Here is a 15,578-nt window from a genome sequence, read left to right on the forward strand (position 1 = left end):
CTAAACATTTTGATTATTTCCTCATGCGAGAATGTAATTTCATAGGGTATTATTCTCCGTTTCCAGAGGCTATCCCCTTGTGTAAGGCAGGTTACTCACGCGTTACTCACCCGTTCGCCACTAATCCATTCATTTTCATTCCGAAGAAATCTAATGAGTTTCATCGTTCGACTTGCATGTGTTATGCACGCCGCCAGCGTTAATCCTGAGCCAGGATCAAACTCTCATGAAAAATATTTAGCTACTATCTTTAAAATAGTAGATTAAGTTTTATTCATAAAAGCTTTTTGATTCAAGCTCTTTTCATTTACACTGATTTTAAAATCAATGCGTGATTTATTTTTATCCTTTTCTATATAATATAGATAAGAATCATTTTCTCGGCCGTTCCGTCCTGCGACCACTCCGTGGAGGGTCCTCTTCTGGCCGGACAGGCCTGCTTTTTTGGTTACTCAAATTAATTGATTAAGTTTAATTACTATTTATTTGTAGATAAGTTTTAACTTATCTGGTTCAATTTGCCGTGTGTTAACGACAATATATATAATACCACGATTAAAAATCATTGTCAAATGTTTTTGATAATTTTTTAATATTTTTGCCATAAATTACTTTTATAGCAGGTGTGGTATTTTTATATGATATACCATTTAAAAAGTTTTGTCAAATATCATTTGAATTTACTTTCTAAGTGGTGCTATTAATTTTACTAGGTATTTTTAATTGTGTCAAGCTTTATTTGATATTTCTTCTATTATTTAATACATTTATTATTATCAGTAGACTAGTTGTTATTAATACACATACTACTGCCATGGCCATGCCTACTGAAACTGACCCTTGTTCGAACTCGCTTGTTATATATGTAGATACTGTCATTACGTTTGGTGGGCTGATGATAGAACTTGCTACTAGTTCTCTAAATGAAATTATTAATGTCATCATGGCTACTGAACTTATGCTTGGTGCTATTAGCGGCAAGATTATTTTTCTAAATGTGTAAGATATGCTTGCTCCACTTATTTTTGCGGCTTGGATGAGATTATCTCCCATTTGTAAAAAAGATGATGACACGTATTGGATAGTAAATGGTAAAAACATTACTGAATATACTAAAATCATAAATCCTACTGTATTGTAAAGGGGGATAACATTATAGATTTTGTTCCAAAAAATCATAAGACCTATTACAAATACTATGTTTGGAATCATTTCCGGTAAAATAGCTATGTTTTCCAAATATTTTTTCCATTTGCCTTGGCGATATAGACTTACTACTATAAATGTTCCAACTATTGCACAAATAATGGCAGTTGCAGCTCCTAATCCGAAACTTGTCAGAAGGGCTCTTTTTGCTGCTGACCTATTTTGAAATAATTCTACATAATGCTTACCAGTAAAATTGCCAGCCTTAAGGCCATAGCCTCTTAAGTTTATAAGAGATGTGGCAATTATTGAAAAATATGGTATGCCTATTGAAAATATTATTAGTGTTAGAATATATAGAACAGATAGCACATCAAATAAAATCTCTCCAATTTCTGGTATTTCAAGTCCATAAATCATCCTTAAAACGGTAGTTTTTCCGCAACCAGAAGGTTCTTAGAGAGTAGTAAAAGAATTGTGGTCTATAACCAAATTCAAATCCTTTATAACAAAACTATCCGAAAACTTTTTATTAATATTTACAAGTGATATTTTCACCCCACTCCTACTTTCTTAGAAACTTTGCTGTACGGATAAGTTTACCTAATTAATTTATAAAATTTGCAATTTTTATGTAAACTGTGACTCTAATCAAGTTTACATAACTTGTCTGGATAATCTGTAATCAATCCATTAGGCTTAAATCTTAAATAATGGCTATAATCATAGTCTGCTTTTCCAAACCAAATATTTAAGCCAATATCATTTTCAGCAAATTTTTCTACCATTTCTTTATCAACGACAAAATTCATTGGGTGGTAATATTCCATGCCTAGATTTTTTACGTATTCCCATGCTTTATGGAGTCTGGATGATTCTAAGACCCCGCATTTTATCTTTTGATCAATATTTTTAAATCTTACTAAAGATTGGTGATTAAAGGATGAGATTATTATTTTTTCAGCAATATCATATTCTTTTATAAGCTCATAAACTTTTTCTTCTATGCCCCTATAATCGATAATAGAATTTTTTAGTTCGATATTTGTAATTATTTCTTTGTCTTTGGCAAAATCAAAATATTCTCTAAGGCTTGGTATTCTTTGAATCTCACAATCTGGATATAGTTTTGAAGCATTTAGTTTTTGTAATTGTTCTAGGGTTTTTTCGCAAACTAAAGCCTCACCATCTGTTGTTCTTTCTAATGTTTCATCATGAATTATTACTAATTCCCCATCTTTTGACAAGTGCACATCAAATTCTATACCATCTGCACCAGCTTCTATGGCTTTTTTAAATGCTAGCATGGTATTTTCTGGATATTTTCCCTTAAATCCCCTGTGGGCAAAATTTATCATATTATTCTCCTATTTTTTATAATTATAATAATAAATTTATATAATTTTTATTTTGATTTTGTAAAATTTAAAAAAGAGCTGTTTTATAAGCAAACAACCCTTTTGTGTTAATATATAATTCATATATGTTCAATTTAGTTTTAATTATCTACAAGAATCTTTGTATTGACTGTGTCCACCATGAATAGCGCCTGCTGTTGTTCCAATTATCGACCCAATGGTAGCTCCTTGTGGTCCAGCAAAAGATCCTGCTTTTGCACCTGCAAGTCCACCTGCAGCTCCTTCAGTAACTATCCCAACGGATACATCTACTATACATTCTTTGCTGTAGCCGCTAGCGTGTGCAGTTTGAGTTGGCAATACCAAACCGATTCCTAATGCTAAAGATGCTAAGGCTATGTTAGCTTTTCCGATAATTTTTTTAAAATTTTTCATTACGCTTCCTTCCCTTTTCAATCTTTAATTATTAGTTTCTAAAATTATTTTTTCAAATATTTCTTGGCTAGCCATTAAAATAATTACCCGCTGATTTTGCCTTTAAACATTTTTTTAGTAAAAATAAAAATATATTTAAAGTTTAATTATTAAATCACTATTAGATTTTCCGCTTTAATCTGATATAATACTTTAAAAGGCTTTAAGGATATATTATGCATACAAATAAAAATAAAAAATTTAATAATATTGATGGTTTTACTGGTAAGCTAGGCTTTACACTTTCTTCTGTAGGTTCTGCGGTTGGCATGGGAAATATTTGGCGTTTTCCTGTTATGGTTTCACTTTTTGGCGGGATGAGTTTTTTATTGCCATATTTTCTTTTTGTAATTTTAATTGCATCTACAGGAGTTATTGAAGAGTATTCCCTAGGTAGGCTTACTGGATCTGGTCCTGTCAAGGCTTTTTCCTTTGCAACAGGTCAAAGGGGCAATAAAAATATCGGAAAAAATTTGGGGATAATTCCTGTTTTGGGATCTCTTGCCTTAGCTATTGGATACACTGCTGTTATGGGCTGGATTTTTAGATACAATTTCATGGCCATAAATGGAACTTTGTCTAGTTTTGCAGGCGACAATTCTTTGATTGCTATGACCTTTGACCAAACTGCCAGTGATTTTAGCAATAATTTTTGGATAATTGTAGCTGGTATTTCTTCTATGATTATCATGTCCTTTGGTATTGCCAAGGGCATTGAAAGGGCAAATAAATTTTTGATGCCAATTTTATTTATTTTGCTACTTGGTCTTGCAATTTACATTGGGACAAATCCTGCTGCTAGCAAGGGCTACCAATATATTTTTAGCCTTAATAGAGATGAATTGCTTGACCCCAAACTCTGGGTTTTTGCCTTTGGACAAGCATTTTTCTCCCTATCTATTGCGGGAAATGGATCTGTGATTTATGGATCATATTTGCCAAAAAATGAAGATATACCTTCTTCTGCCAAAAATATTGCGTTTTTTGACACCATAGCAGCCCTTCTTGCTGCCTTTGTAATTATTCCAGCAATGGCCATTGGCAATGCTGACCTTACTGAGGGTGGGCCGGGACTAATGTTTATATATTTGGTAATTGTTTTTAACAAAATGGAAGCTGGGAAAATTTTGATGATAATATTTTATTTGGCCATACTTTTTGCAGGTTTTTCATCAATTATCAACCTTTATGAGGCTCCAGTGGCCTATGTCCAAGAAAAATTTGGCTTTAGCAGAAAAAGATCTGCATTTCTTATAAATGGTTTTGGCATTTTGGCAGCTATTTTTATCCAAGGCATCGTCGGACCTTGGATGGATTTTGTTTCCATATTTATAGCTCCTTTGGGCGCACTTTTGGCTGGCGTGATGTTCTTTTGGATTCTTGATAAAAACCTTGCCCTAAGCGAAGTAAATAAGGGGCGTAAAAAAGCCCTTGGCTCATGGTTTTATCCACTGGGAAAATACCTTTACTGTACATTGAGCATTTTAGCCCTAGTTCTGGGGATTATTTTTGGGGGAATTGGATAAAAGTTTTAAGAGTAGATTATTCTACTCTTTTTTTATAGAAATTATTGATAAATTTTCTATAATCTACTAAAGTTTATTATTAAATTTTGATAATAATGGATATATTATATAAGAAAAAAGGAGGTTATTATGATGGAAAATCAATTACTTCTTAGTTCAGTATTTGTTGCTGGATTTTTATCATTTTTTGCTCCTTGTACTTTTCCCTTGATGCCGGCCTACATCGGCATAATTACCGACCAAAATAGTGAATATAAGAATCTAAAATTTGGCAGGATTTTTATAAATGTTGGAGCAATTATAAAAACCATGACCTTTGTCTTAGGTCTTGCCACAAGTTTTGTTATTTTAGGTTTTGGAGCAGGATTTTTGGGGAAATTTTTTAGCAATAGATGGATAATTTTCCTAGGAGGTTTGCTGGTATTTATCCTAGGCCTTCACCAAATGGAGATAATAAATATAGGAAAATTAAATAAGTCTAGGGAAATAAGTTTTAAAAACAATAAAACCAAGGCTCTTGGGACTTACTTGATGGGATTATCTTTCTCCCTAGGATGGACTCCATGTGTGGGGCCAATTCTTGGGGCGGTCTTATTAGCATCAGCAAGTCGTGGTACAGAAGTATACGGAGCCTTTATGATGTTAGTCTATTCTTTTGGGCTAATGATACCATTTTTGCTAATGGCAATCTTATCGACCACCCTTAATAAAAATTTTAATTTTTTTAGTAAACACCTTACATTTTTGAAAAAATCGGGCGGATTTTTGATAATGATTATGGGAATAGTCATAATGACAGGCCAACTTTCAAATCTAACAGCTTTTTTCAACAATTTATTTTTATAGGAGAAAAATATGAAAAAATTAATATTACTTGCAATTTTCGCCCTATCTTTGACCCTATCTTCTTGTGATCAGCAAAATAAAGAAGATATCGATGACCAAAAGTTACAGGCAGAAAATCAAGTAGAAGAAAATATTAATCAGCAAATTAAAAATGAAAAAGAAACAGAAAGTGAAGATTCTATAGTTTTAGAAGATAAGGATGGCAATCCAGTTTCTCTGGCAGATTATAAGGGCAAAAAAACTTTTGTAGAGTTTTGGGCTTCTTGGTGTCCGGTATGCCTAACCGGCCTAGAACAATTGGACCAATTATCCAAAAACGCTAGCGACTACAATATTGTAAGTGTAGTTTCTCCAGGACTTTTAGGCGAAATGCCAAAGGATGATTTTATAGAGTGGTTTGATGACCTTGGCCATGAAAATATTGAAGTCATATTTGATACAAATGGAGAATTTATAGATGAATTTAATATAAGGTCCACCCCAACAAATGTATTCTTAAACTCAGATGGCGATGTGGAAAAAGTTCTGCCAGGGCAAATGCCAGAAGAAATGATCAAGGAAATCCTAGCTGAATTTGAATAAGAAAAAGACCTTACCTAGGAAACTAGGAGGTCTTTTTTTTATTAGATTATTGCTTTTCTTAAGTCTTCTAAGGCTTCACGTGCTACATCCATAGCCTTTTGCATAGCATCTTTATTTGTCATATCAACGCCCGCTTTTTTAAGAACATCGATTGGATATTCACTTTCACCAGCTTTTAGGTAGTTTAAGTAAGCTTCACGGTCTTCATCACTACCATTTAAGATTTTTTGGCTAAGGGCTACTGCGGACATAAATCCTGTTGCATATTGGAATACATAATAGAACATATAGAAGTGTGGGATTCTTGCCCATTCTGCAGAAATATATTCATCAACTTCTATATCACCACCAAAGTAATCACGGTTTAAGTCACCATATATTTGGTTAAGTTTTGCAGCTGGGATAGGCTCTCCCTCTGCAACTAATTTATTTACTTCATGTTCAAATTCTGCAAACATTGTTTGTCTAAATACTGTAGATTTAAATTGGTTTACGAAATAATTTAGTAAATATGCAGTTTCTTCTTCGCTTTGGCTATTTTTTAGCATGTAATCTAAAAGTAGTAGCTCATTGGTTGTTGATGCAATTTCTGCAAGGAAGATTGAGTATGACCCGTAAATGTATGGTTGGTTTTTCCTTGTGTAGTATGAGTGCATAGAGTGGCCAAGTTCGTGAGCAATTGTAAATACATCACCAATTGTATTTGTGTGGTTTAACAAGATATATGGTTGGGTATCGTATGATCCTGAAGAATATGCACCTGATCTTTTGCCTTCATTTGGCATAACATCAAACCATCTTTGGTCAAATCCCTTGCGGGCTACTTCTACGTATTCCTCCCCAAGTGGTTTGATTGCTTCAAGTACTAATTCGCGTGCTTCATCAAATTCGATTTCTCTTTCATAATCTTTTACAAGTGGCACATATATATCGTGGAAACCTAGGTCATCTACCCCTAAAAACTCTTTACGAAGGCTAGTGTAGTCTCTGTGGATGTCCATATTTTCGTGAACTACTTCTAAAAGATTGTCATAAATTTCTTCATCTAGATTATCTCTGAAAAGACTCATCTCACGAGCTGACTTATATTTTCTAAGTTTTGATTCTATATTATGGCTAGTAATTTCCCCATCAAGTAAGGAAGCAGCTGTGTTTTCAAATTGCTTATAAACTCCATAGTAAGTTTCATAAACCCTACGTCTAAAATCACGGTCCTTATCTTCTTCAAGAGTTGTGAAGTTTGCATCTGATAGGGCAACTTCTTTGCCGTCTTTTTCTACAGCTGGGAATTTCATATCTGCATTTGAAAAAATCATATAAGTAGAAACTGGATTTTGACTTAATTTTGAAAAGCTTGCTAGGATTTTTTCTTCATTTTCACTTAAAACGTGGTCTTTATTTCTAAATAAGTCCTCAAAATAATGGTCATATGCCTCTAATTCTTCTTTTTCACCCAGCATTTTTTTGATGTCTTCATAGTCAGCTGCTAGAATTTCTGGTGTGATAAATGATAATTTTTCAGAAATTTCTGCTCCAGCAATAGAAGTTGTTTGGCTCATTTGTTGGTAGGTGCTATCAGCTGTATTTTCATCAGATTTTAAGTGGCCATAAACTCCTGCCTTGTGGAATTTTCTCATTAGTTTTTCGTAATCTTTTAGGAAATTTAAAAGATTATCAGCATTTTCTGTAATTTTGCCCTTATATTCTGTAAGCTTATCAGCAAGTTCTCTAGCTTCCTTTACTTCACTATAATATTGATCATCACTTGCAAAAATTAAAGAGGTGTCCCACTTTAATTTTTCATCTATTTCGTGTCTTTGCATTATTTTCTCCTTATTTTTCTATATCTATATTCATGCCCATATTTTGGGTAGTAGTTGTGGTTCTTGTGATTAATATGCGATCTTCCCCAGTAATATCTGGCAAATATCCCAAATCCATTTGGCGATTATCATAAAGGCTTGTGAGCGGACGGTGTTTTACCCCGTAAATATCTAACATAGATGGCAAATACCTAGCCTCTGCTTCCATACGATTTGTAATTGCCTGATCTAATGATCCTGGAATGGCTTGGTCAGTATATTCAACCACATCTCCCAATCTTTCGACTGTTGGACTTGTATCATTTACTGATGTCCTAAAAACCAAATTATCCATCAGGCTCATAAATTTATTAAATAAATAGTAAACGCTATAAGTTTCACCATTATCAACTGTTACTTGGCTTACCAAAAGCATAGGGCCTGATTCGGAATTTATTTTATCAAAGCTTACTGTTGTATTTATGCCAGTTATGCCGGTAACCGGCCCAAATTCGCGTTCTGTTAGCTCATTATTCCTCTTATAAGAAAGAATGGTGGAATAAGCACCTGCCCTTTGGCTAGATGGACGAAGTGAAATCCCAATTTGGCTATCGCCAACATTTGTATCTACAATATTTCCTACAGCATCAGCTGGATTTAGATTCTTGCCGCTCTTACCAGAGCCATACAAATTTTCCAAATCCAAATCATCTTCTGATTTTTCCCTTGCTGTATCAATCTCCTCTTCACCAGCCTTTTTGTAGGTGATGTCAGGCATTACAAAGTCTTTATCCTGCTTTTTTTCTGCAGTAGCTATTTCCTTTTCAAAATCAGCTCGTGATTGGAAGTCACAAGCTGATAGGGAAATAATCATTGCAAGTATTACAAAAAAATTCTTTTTCATTAGTGCCTAAACCGCCGATCTTAGTCCTATTATTACAAAAAGAATGGACAATACTACAAAGGCAGTCACACTTATAAGTTGTGTGCTAGTTTGTAGGCTACGATTTATAATTGGGAAAACTCCTGCCAAAATCACTCCTGCCAAAAGTCCACCCAAGTGGCCCAAAACACCAATTCCTGGTCTGATAAGTGAATAAATAATATTTATGGCGATAATAGATAGAAAACTAGATCCAAAGCTAGAAAGCATACTATCGCCCCTATAATTTAACAAAATACCTATAGCCAGACCAAAAAGTCCATAAAGTGAAGTAGAAGCTCCAGCACTAACTGTAGCTGGGTTTCCAAAGGCAAAACTTACTAGGTTGCCCATAATTCCTGCTAAAAGATAAATTATCAAATAGTTACGACTGCCATAAAGCCTTTCAAAAACAGGCCCTACTTGATACAAAAAGTACATATTAAATAAAATATGTGGTAATCCTATATGGATAAAGCTAGCAGTAAAAAGTCTCCACCATTGGCCATTTGCAACTTCACTCTTTACAACAGCACCAAATCTAACAAGATTTGCAATATTTTCGCTGCCACCAGTAAAGGTCATAATTACAAATACAATAATATTTACAATTAGTAAAAGGCTTGTTACTTTGCTTGATCCTAAAACTCTAAAATTATTCATAAGTTTATTATACTTTCTTTTCCTATTTTATCCGCTAAAGTAATTTTGACTTAGGTCCTTGGCAAGGGCCCTAATAGCATCTTTCATCTGGTCTCGGTCAAAATTATCTGAAATGTGATAATCATATATTTTATCAAAATTTTCCCTCTGGCCAATTTTTTTGCCATCCTGATCTTCCAAAAATATTACCTTTAGCTTTTGGTTGTAAGCCTTAGCTACATTTGCAACATTTATTGAGCTTAGCCCGTCAAAGGTATCCACATTTTCTCCCAAAATTAAAATATCATAATTTTTTATCATAGTATCAAAATCTATTTTTTCTAAAATCACGTCCATGGATTTGGAAATTTTGGCCTTAAAAAATGCATAAAGAGCCCAAGCCACTCCTCCACCAGAACCAAGTGATGGCAAATCTAGAGGATTTATTCCTAGGGTCTGCTCAATTTTTTCCTTAAAGTTTTTAGAACCCTTATACAAAAAGGCTATATCTTCGACAGAGGCCCCTTTCCTATAAATCCTATTTTCTAGGAATGAATTTTCCCCAAAAAGTGTAGTATCAGAAGAAGTTCCTATAGTGATTTCTGTCTTTAAAAGCCTGTGGTCTAGATCTGAAATATCAATATTTTCTACTTCTACCATATTTTTTGCAATTGGGTTTAGTTCTTTCCCCTCGCTGTTAAAAAATCTAGCTCCCAAGGCATAGAGCATGCCCATGCCAAGGTCATTGGTCGCAGTATCTCCAATGCCTATGAAAAAAGTATTTGCTCCAGCATTTAAGCCATCTACCATCATCTCCCCAAAGCCTAGGGATGAAGAATTCATAACATCAAGGTCTTCTTGGTAAAGCAAGCGCAAACCGGATGATTCTGCCATTTCCATAACTGCTTGCTTATCTTTCATGACATATCTTGCGGTAATTACCTCATTTTTAGGATTGTGGACATTTACATAATGGTAGTCTCCATCTAAAAATGCTTGCATGGCTTCGACTGTACCTTCTCCACCATCTAAAAAAGGGATAATATCAACATCATTTCCTAATTCTTCCTTAAATATATTTCCTATTTCTATTGAATTTTCGTAATTTTTTATAGAATCTATTGCTACTAAAACTTTCATCTTCCGCCTTCTTTTCTATATACTCCTTATAAAATATTACCCTAAAATCGGTTAAAATAGCATAAATTAAAGCTTTACAAATGATTTGCATATGTTATAATAAACTAGAAAGTTTATACTTTCGCTGTTTAACTCATGGAATCCTACGGGATTTCACCCATCAAAGGCCATCACGAGAGCGTGGTGGTTTTTTTATTTAACAACTTCTTACATTTGTGTTATGCTGTTATTAAAGATTTGTAAATGGGGTGCTAAATTTGGCTGAGATTATACCCAATAACCTGATCTAGGTAATGCTAGCGGAGGGATTTTTCTCAACTTTTAGCTCCTTTTAAGGAGGTTCATATGCAAAATTCTAAAAGTTTACGTAAATTTGTCTTACTTGCCATGCTTGTAGCAATTGGTGTAGTTATTTCCCCAATCCTTAGGGTCCATGGTTTTGCTCCAACCCAGCATTTTATAAATGTGGTCTGCTCAGTTTTGCTTGGTCCATTTTATTCCCTAGCCTGTGCAACAATGATTGGCCTTATCCGTATGAGCCTTATGGGGATTTCTCCACTGGCTTTAACAGGTGCAGTTTTTGGAGCCTTTTTATCTGGGATACTATACAATAGATACAAAACATTTTTATCAGCTTGTATAGGTGAAGTGATAGGCACAGGAATTATCGGGTCTATGATTTCTTTTCCAGTTATGAAATTTGTGGCTGGAGATAGCATGGTTGCCCTATTCACATTTACACCAAGCTTTGTAATTGCAACAATTATTGGATCTTCAGTTGCCTATATTTTCTTAAAGGCCCTTGAGAAAAATGGCAGCCTTGCCAAAATGCAGGAGTCACTAAATGATTAATTTTGAAAATATTCTGGATTTGATGAGGGAAAATACCCACACTATCCATGCAATAGTCAGTCCCCTTGCCTCAAATGATATGGCAAATGTACTTTTAAGCCTAAACCAAGCTCCATTTTTGGCAGAATATTACAATGAGGTTTATGAAGTAACCCAAAATTCCCATGCTCTTTTAGTAAATATGGGGACAATTAGCGAAAGCAAGCTAAAGGGAATCAAGGAAGCCCTAAAATCGGCCAAGGAAAATTATATTCCAATTATCCTTGATCCAGTGGGCGCATCTGCTACAAAAATCAGACTTGAAACTTGCCTTTACTATTTAAAAAATTATCCTATAAAAGTTTTAAAGGGCAATTATAGCGAAATTTACTCCATATACCACAAAAAATTATCAACCCGTGGGGTGGATTCAAAATCCATAGAAAAAGAAGAAATTATAAAAATTTGTAAAGACTTATCTACTATGTATAACACAATAGTTGTTGCAAGTGGTAAGGAAGATATAATCTCTGATGGCAAGGACATTTTGATTTTAAAAAACGGCAGTCCTCTTTTGCCAAAAGTAACTGGGACAGGTTGCATACTTGGCGGAATCATTGCTGCAGCATATTCCTTTGAAAATACTATAAATGCAATAGCCCTTGCCATAAGCATTTTAAATATTGCAGCAGAGCTTGCCCAAAAAGAAAAGGGTATGGCAACTTTTAAAATCTCACTTTTAGACGAAATTTCACTTATGGATAGCAAAAAAATAATGGAGAGAATAGATTATGAAAGACTTTGATTTAAGCTTATACTTAGTAACAAATAGGGACAAATTAAGTGATGAAGAATTTTTTGATGTGATAGAAAAATCTTTAAAGGGTGGTGTAACTTTAATCCAACTTAGGGAAAAAACTGCCCTAGCTCGTGAAGTTATAGAGATAGCCAAAAAATTAAAAAAATTGTGCCACTCATACCATGTACCACTTTTAGTAGATGATAGGGTAGACATTGCCCTAGCAGCAGACCTTGATGGAGTACATCTAGGAAATGAAGATATGGATGTGGCTGATGCTAGAAAAATTTTGGGAGATGATAAAATAATTGGATCAACTGCCAAAACCCTAGACTGGGCCATAGCTGAAGAAAAAAAGGGAGCAGATTATTTAGGTGTTGGTGCTATATTTGAAACCAAAACCCATGTAAAAACCACCCGCACCAGTGTTGAGACCTTAAAAGAAATAAATCAAAACATATCCATACCGACAGTAGCAATTGGTGGATTAAATTACGAAAATATAGACATCCTAAAAGATTCAGGAGCATCTGGCATATCTGTAGTAAGGGCAATAATGGATAGCAAAAATCCAGAAGAAGATGCTAGAAAATTATTTGAAAAAACCAAGTCAATTTTGGGTTAAATAATCAAAAATATTTTTATTTAATTTCTCAACAAAAAATTCCCAGCTTTTAATAGCTGGGATTTTTTTGTAAACTTAAACTTTTTTATATCTAAAGGGTGGTAATTATTAATTTAGGCTCATGTAGTTGATTGTGTATTCTACTGGATATTCTTGGCCGTCTTTTGTAACTCCTGTTACTTTTACTTGTAATTTTGTACCTGGAGCATAGTTCATTCCGTATCCAAATGTAATTGCTTTTACGCTTCCTTTAAAGCTTTCATCTACGTGAGATTCTGTGTTTACTTGACCTGTTGCAAGATCTGTTACTTCAACTTGTGCATTAGCAAGTTCAAAGTTTTCGCCAAACATTAGTGATAGGCTAGATCCTTCGGAGTGGAATTCGCTGATTGCTGTTTGGCCTGGGTAAGCGTAAACTGTGTTTGCATTTTCTCCAGCATAGTCGTCGTTATTTACGAACATTGCGCTGAATTCGTCTGTTTGACCAAATCCTACAAGGCTAGCTTGAGGGTTTAGTACCCATCTTCTGTGTCCAACTTCTGTTTGGTTTTGTTCACCAAGGTCATCTCTTAAATATTCTACAACTGAGTCAAGGATGTTGAATCCTGAAGCAAGGTTTGAGTTTGCTGCACCGATAGTTCCGTTTGCATATTCCGCTGAATCTGCTTTCATTCCTGCTGGTAGTGATGGGAAGTGGTTAACTTGTAGGTTTAATCTATTAATCATAGATGCTGCTTGAGCAAATTTAGCTTGGTCATTTCCAATTGTTAATTGATTTGTGATACCTGCTGCAAATCTTGCTGTGTTTGCAATGTGTAGGGCATCTTCTTGAGCTGCTTGTGATAGTGAACCAACATTTAGTGAGTTAAGGTTAGTATTTGGTGCGCTTGTGAAAACTTCTGTACTGTCTGGGTTAATTAGCTTTAGTCCTAAAAATTCTTTTGTGTCACTTGCACTTGTTTGGTAGTTCATCCAGTAAGATCTGATTTCTTCTATAGATGGGCTTGAGACTGTAAGACCACCTGATACTTGGTCAGCTTCAACTAGATTTTCTACTACTGGAGCTTCTACTGCTGCAACTACTTCTTCTTCTACTGTGTTTGGTAGAGATTGTGATTCAGATATTTCTGATACTGTTTCGATGTCTGTTAGGTCAAATTCTTCAACTGTTGCCGCTGCTACAGTTTGTTCTACTGCATTTGGAAGTGATGTTTCTGATCTTGCATCTATGTCTGCTAGGTCGAATGTTTCATTTGTAGCTACTTCTGCTACTTCTTCAAATTCTACTTCGTTTATAGCTTCTACTTCTTTATTAACTTCTGGAAGTTCCTGTCTAACCTTTTCTATTGCTTGAACAGTTTCATCAACAATAACTGGTGTTTGTTCAGTAGCTACTGCTGTGATTTCTTCTGCTACTTCTTCAACTTCTTCAACTTCGTTAGATTCTTCTGTCATTTCTTCTTTTTCTTCTAAAGCCACTGTTTGTGGAATTAGGTAATTTCTGTTATCTTTTTCTTCAACTTTTACTGCACCTGCTTTTGGTGCATCTACGTTTGCTACTTTTTTTTCTGAACTTTGGACAACTTCTGTACGTCCAACTCTTGTTTCTTTTGCTATTTTTTCTTCTTTTGCTTTACTTGTTCCACAAGCTGTTGTTGTTAATAATGCTAGTGCTAATGTTAGAGCTTTAAATTGTTTTTTCATTGCTGTCCCCTTTGTAAGATTTTTTGTTTAAGTTTGTTTAAGTTTGTTTAAGTATTCAGTATAAGGTGTTTGTCTAAGCTTAATTTTTTTGAATTTCACTTTTTATTTTCTGCTTTTATGATTGCCATCACCTTTATTCTGATTACATTATAGAGGGGGTTTGCTGGCTTGATTTTTTTTGGAATTCACTTTTGTTTTTTAAGGGTGATTTCATATGAAAAAGCTATTTTTTAGCAAAAAAAATACCAGACCTAGATCTTTTTATTAAAAGCTAAGTCTGGTTTTATCTCATTTGATATTAAATTTTATCATTTTTTAAGTCTTCTATTATTTTTTTTGCTTTTTCTTCTTCATCTGGGTCAAAACGTGGATACTCAGGATTTATATTTTCTATAGCATCAATTAGTGCAATAGTTGCAATTTTTCTTGAAAGCCATGGATTGTCAGCTGGCAGCACATACCAAGGAGCATCCTCTGTAGCAGTGTTATTTAACATTTCTTCAAAGGCTTTTTGGTACTCATCCCAATTTTTCCTATCGACTATGTCAGAAAATGAAAATTCGTGATTTTTCTCCCTGTTTTCTAGCCTATCTAAGAATCTTTCTTTTTGCTCATCCTTTGACATATGGAAGTAAAATTTCATAACTGGAAAGCCATTTTCTTTCATATATTCTTCAAAATTATTGATATGCTTGTATCTTTTTTCCCACAAGTCTGGGTCATCTTTGATATTTTTTGGTAAATGGTCAAGGGTGTCATAAATTTTAGGTGAAATAATATCTTCATAGTAGGACCTATTTAAGATTGCTATTTCTCCTCGTTCTGGCAGCCCCTTATGCATCCTCCATAGGTAATCGTGGGCGTTTTCTTCTTCGGTTGGTTTGCCATAATTTGTGTTTTTAAGTCCCTGTGGCATGAGGTTTGAGAAAATATATTTTATTATCTCATCTTTGCCAGCAGCATCTAGGGCCTGTAAAACTACCAATATCCCATATTTACCTTCTGCATTTAATTTTTCATGGAGATTACGCAGCTTTGGTACTAATTCTTCATATAATTCTCTTTCTATATCTTCATCTTTCTGATCACTTATCAAATCACTATCTATACTTGCAATATCTATCTTTTGCCCTGTTAATTTAAATTTATTCTTATCCATTTTTTACTCCTTTTTTGCTCTA

General features: G+C 34.2%; 15 protein-coding genes, 1 rRNA gene and 1 riboswitch. Of the genes, 6 read left to right on the top strand and 10 right to left on the bottom strand.

All coding sequences use genetic code 11. The features are described 5' to 3' along the window. The 4 genes from OC526_RS00005 to OC526_RS00020 form a co-directional block, all read right to left on the bottom strand. Positions 1–232: ribosomal RNA gene (locus OC526_RS00005) — 16S ribosomal RNA — on the bottom strand; the annotation flags it as partial. 503 nt (positions 233–735) lie between these two features. Next, positions 736–1,566 (bottom strand): ABC transporter permease, encoded by an 831-nt coding sequence (locus tag OC526_RS00010; RefSeq protein WP_262120994.1) that lies wholly within the window; start codon positions 1,564–1,566, stop codon positions 736–738. Between the two features lie 227 nt (positions 1,567–1,793). After that, entirely contained in the window at positions 1,794–2,504 is a 711-nt protein-coding gene (locus OC526_RS00015; protein ID WP_262120997.1) for a glycerophosphodiester phosphodiesterase, read from the bottom strand. 144 nt (positions 2,505–2,648) lie between these two features. After that, positions 2,649–2,939 (bottom strand): hypothetical protein, encoded by a 291-nt coding sequence (locus tag OC526_RS00020; protein WP_262121001.1) that lies wholly within the window; start codon positions 2,937–2,939, stop codon positions 2,649–2,651. A gap of 215 nt (positions 2,940–3,154) precedes the next feature. Here OC526_RS00020 and OC526_RS00025 point away from each other — a divergent pair, with 215 nt between their 5' ends. The 3 genes from OC526_RS00025 to OC526_RS00035 all read left to right on the top strand — a co-directional run bounded on the left by OC526_RS00025 (position 3,155) and on the right by OC526_RS00035 (position 5,932). Then, positions 3,155–4,504, top strand: a complete 1,350-nt coding sequence (locus tag OC526_RS00025) for a sodium-dependent transporter (protein WP_262121002.1) — start codon at positions 3,155–3,157, stop codon at positions 4,502–4,504. Between the two features lie 129 nt (positions 4,505–4,633). After that, positions 4,634–5,350, top strand: coding sequence for a cytochrome c biogenesis CcdA family protein (locus OC526_RS00030; protein ID WP_262121003.1), 717 nt, complete (start codon positions 4,634–4,636; stop codon positions 5,348–5,350). Between the two features lie 9 nt (positions 5,351–5,359). Further along, positions 5,360–5,932, top strand: a complete 573-nt coding sequence (locus OC526_RS00035) for a redoxin family protein (protein ID WP_262121004.1) — start codon at positions 5,360–5,362, stop codon at positions 5,930–5,932. Between the two features lie 41 nt (positions 5,933–5,973). Here the strand turns inward: OC526_RS00035 and pepF are convergent, their stop codons facing one another. The 4 genes from pepF to OC526_RS00055 are packed head-to-tail and all read right to left on the bottom strand — an operon-like array spanning position 5,974 to position 10,438. Further along, positions 5,974–7,755: an oligoendopeptidase F gene (gene pepF, locus OC526_RS00040; RefSeq protein ID WP_262121005.1), complete on the bottom strand. Its 1,782-nt coding sequence runs from the start codon at positions 7,753–7,755 to the stop codon at positions 5,974–5,976. Positions 7,756–7,765: 10 nt separating this feature from the next. Continuing rightward, the gene (locus tag OC526_RS00045) at positions 7,766–8,638 is read right to left on the bottom strand and encodes a hypothetical protein (protein WP_262121006.1); all 873 of its coding nucleotides are present in this window, start codon (positions 8,636–8,638) and stop codon (positions 7,766–7,768) included. Between the two features lie 6 nt (positions 8,639–8,644). Next, entirely contained in the window at positions 8,645–9,319 is a 675-nt protein-coding gene (locus OC526_RS00050) for a rhomboid family intramembrane serine protease (RefSeq protein ID WP_262121008.1), read from the bottom strand. 27 nt (positions 9,320–9,346) lie between these two features. Further along, positions 9,347–10,438 carry a glycerate kinase gene (locus OC526_RS00055; RefSeq protein WP_262121010.1) on the bottom strand — a complete coding sequence of 364 codons (1,092 nt, stop codon included), beginning with the start codon at positions 10,436–10,438 and terminating at the stop codon, positions 9,347–9,349. 234 nt (positions 10,439–10,672) lie between these two features. Further along, positions 10,673–10,763: riboswitch (TPP riboswitch) on the top strand. 20 nt (positions 10,764–10,783) lie between these two features. Here OC526_RS00055 and thiW point away from each other — a divergent pair. From thiW to thiE, 3 genes are read left to right on the top strand one after another with little or no spacing between them, the layout of a single operon-like run. Next, positions 10,784–11,290 (top strand): energy coupling factor transporter S component ThiW, encoded by a 507-nt coding sequence (gene thiW, locus OC526_RS00060; protein WP_262121011.1) that lies wholly within the window; start codon positions 10,784–10,786, stop codon positions 11,288–11,290. Further along, a complete protein-coding gene (gene thiM, locus OC526_RS00065) occupies positions 11,283–12,074 on the top strand; it encodes a hydroxyethylthiazole kinase (protein ID WP_262121013.1) in 792 nt (263 codons plus the stop codon). Before thiW ends, thiM begins: the two co-directional genes overlap by 8 nt. After that, on the top strand, positions 12,058–12,693 hold the full coding sequence (gene thiE / locus OC526_RS00070; RefSeq protein ID WP_262121952.1) for a thiamine phosphate synthase: 636 nt from the start codon (positions 12,058–12,060) through the stop codon (positions 12,691–12,693). Before thiM ends, thiE begins: the two co-directional genes overlap by 17 nt. A 108-nt stretch (positions 12,694–12,801) precedes the next feature. On the opposite strand, the gene OC526_RS00075 is transcribed toward thiE, so the two are convergent. Next, positions 12,802–14,397, bottom strand: a complete 1,596-nt coding sequence (locus OC526_RS00075) for a hypothetical protein (protein ID WP_262121015.1) — start codon at positions 14,395–14,397, stop codon at positions 12,802–12,804. A gap of 298 nt (positions 14,398–14,695) precedes the next feature. Then, positions 14,696–15,556, bottom strand: a complete 861-nt coding sequence (locus OC526_RS00080; protein WP_262121018.1) for a PPK2 family polyphosphate kinase — start codon at positions 15,554–15,556, stop codon at positions 14,696–14,698. Between the last annotated feature and the right edge of the window lie 22 nt (positions 15,557–15,578).

It is taken from the genome of Anaerococcus sp. Marseille-Q5996 (assembly GCF_946893725.1).
GTDB lineage: Bacteria > Bacillota > Clostridia > Tissierellales > Peptoniphilaceae > Anaerococcus > Anaerococcus martiniensis.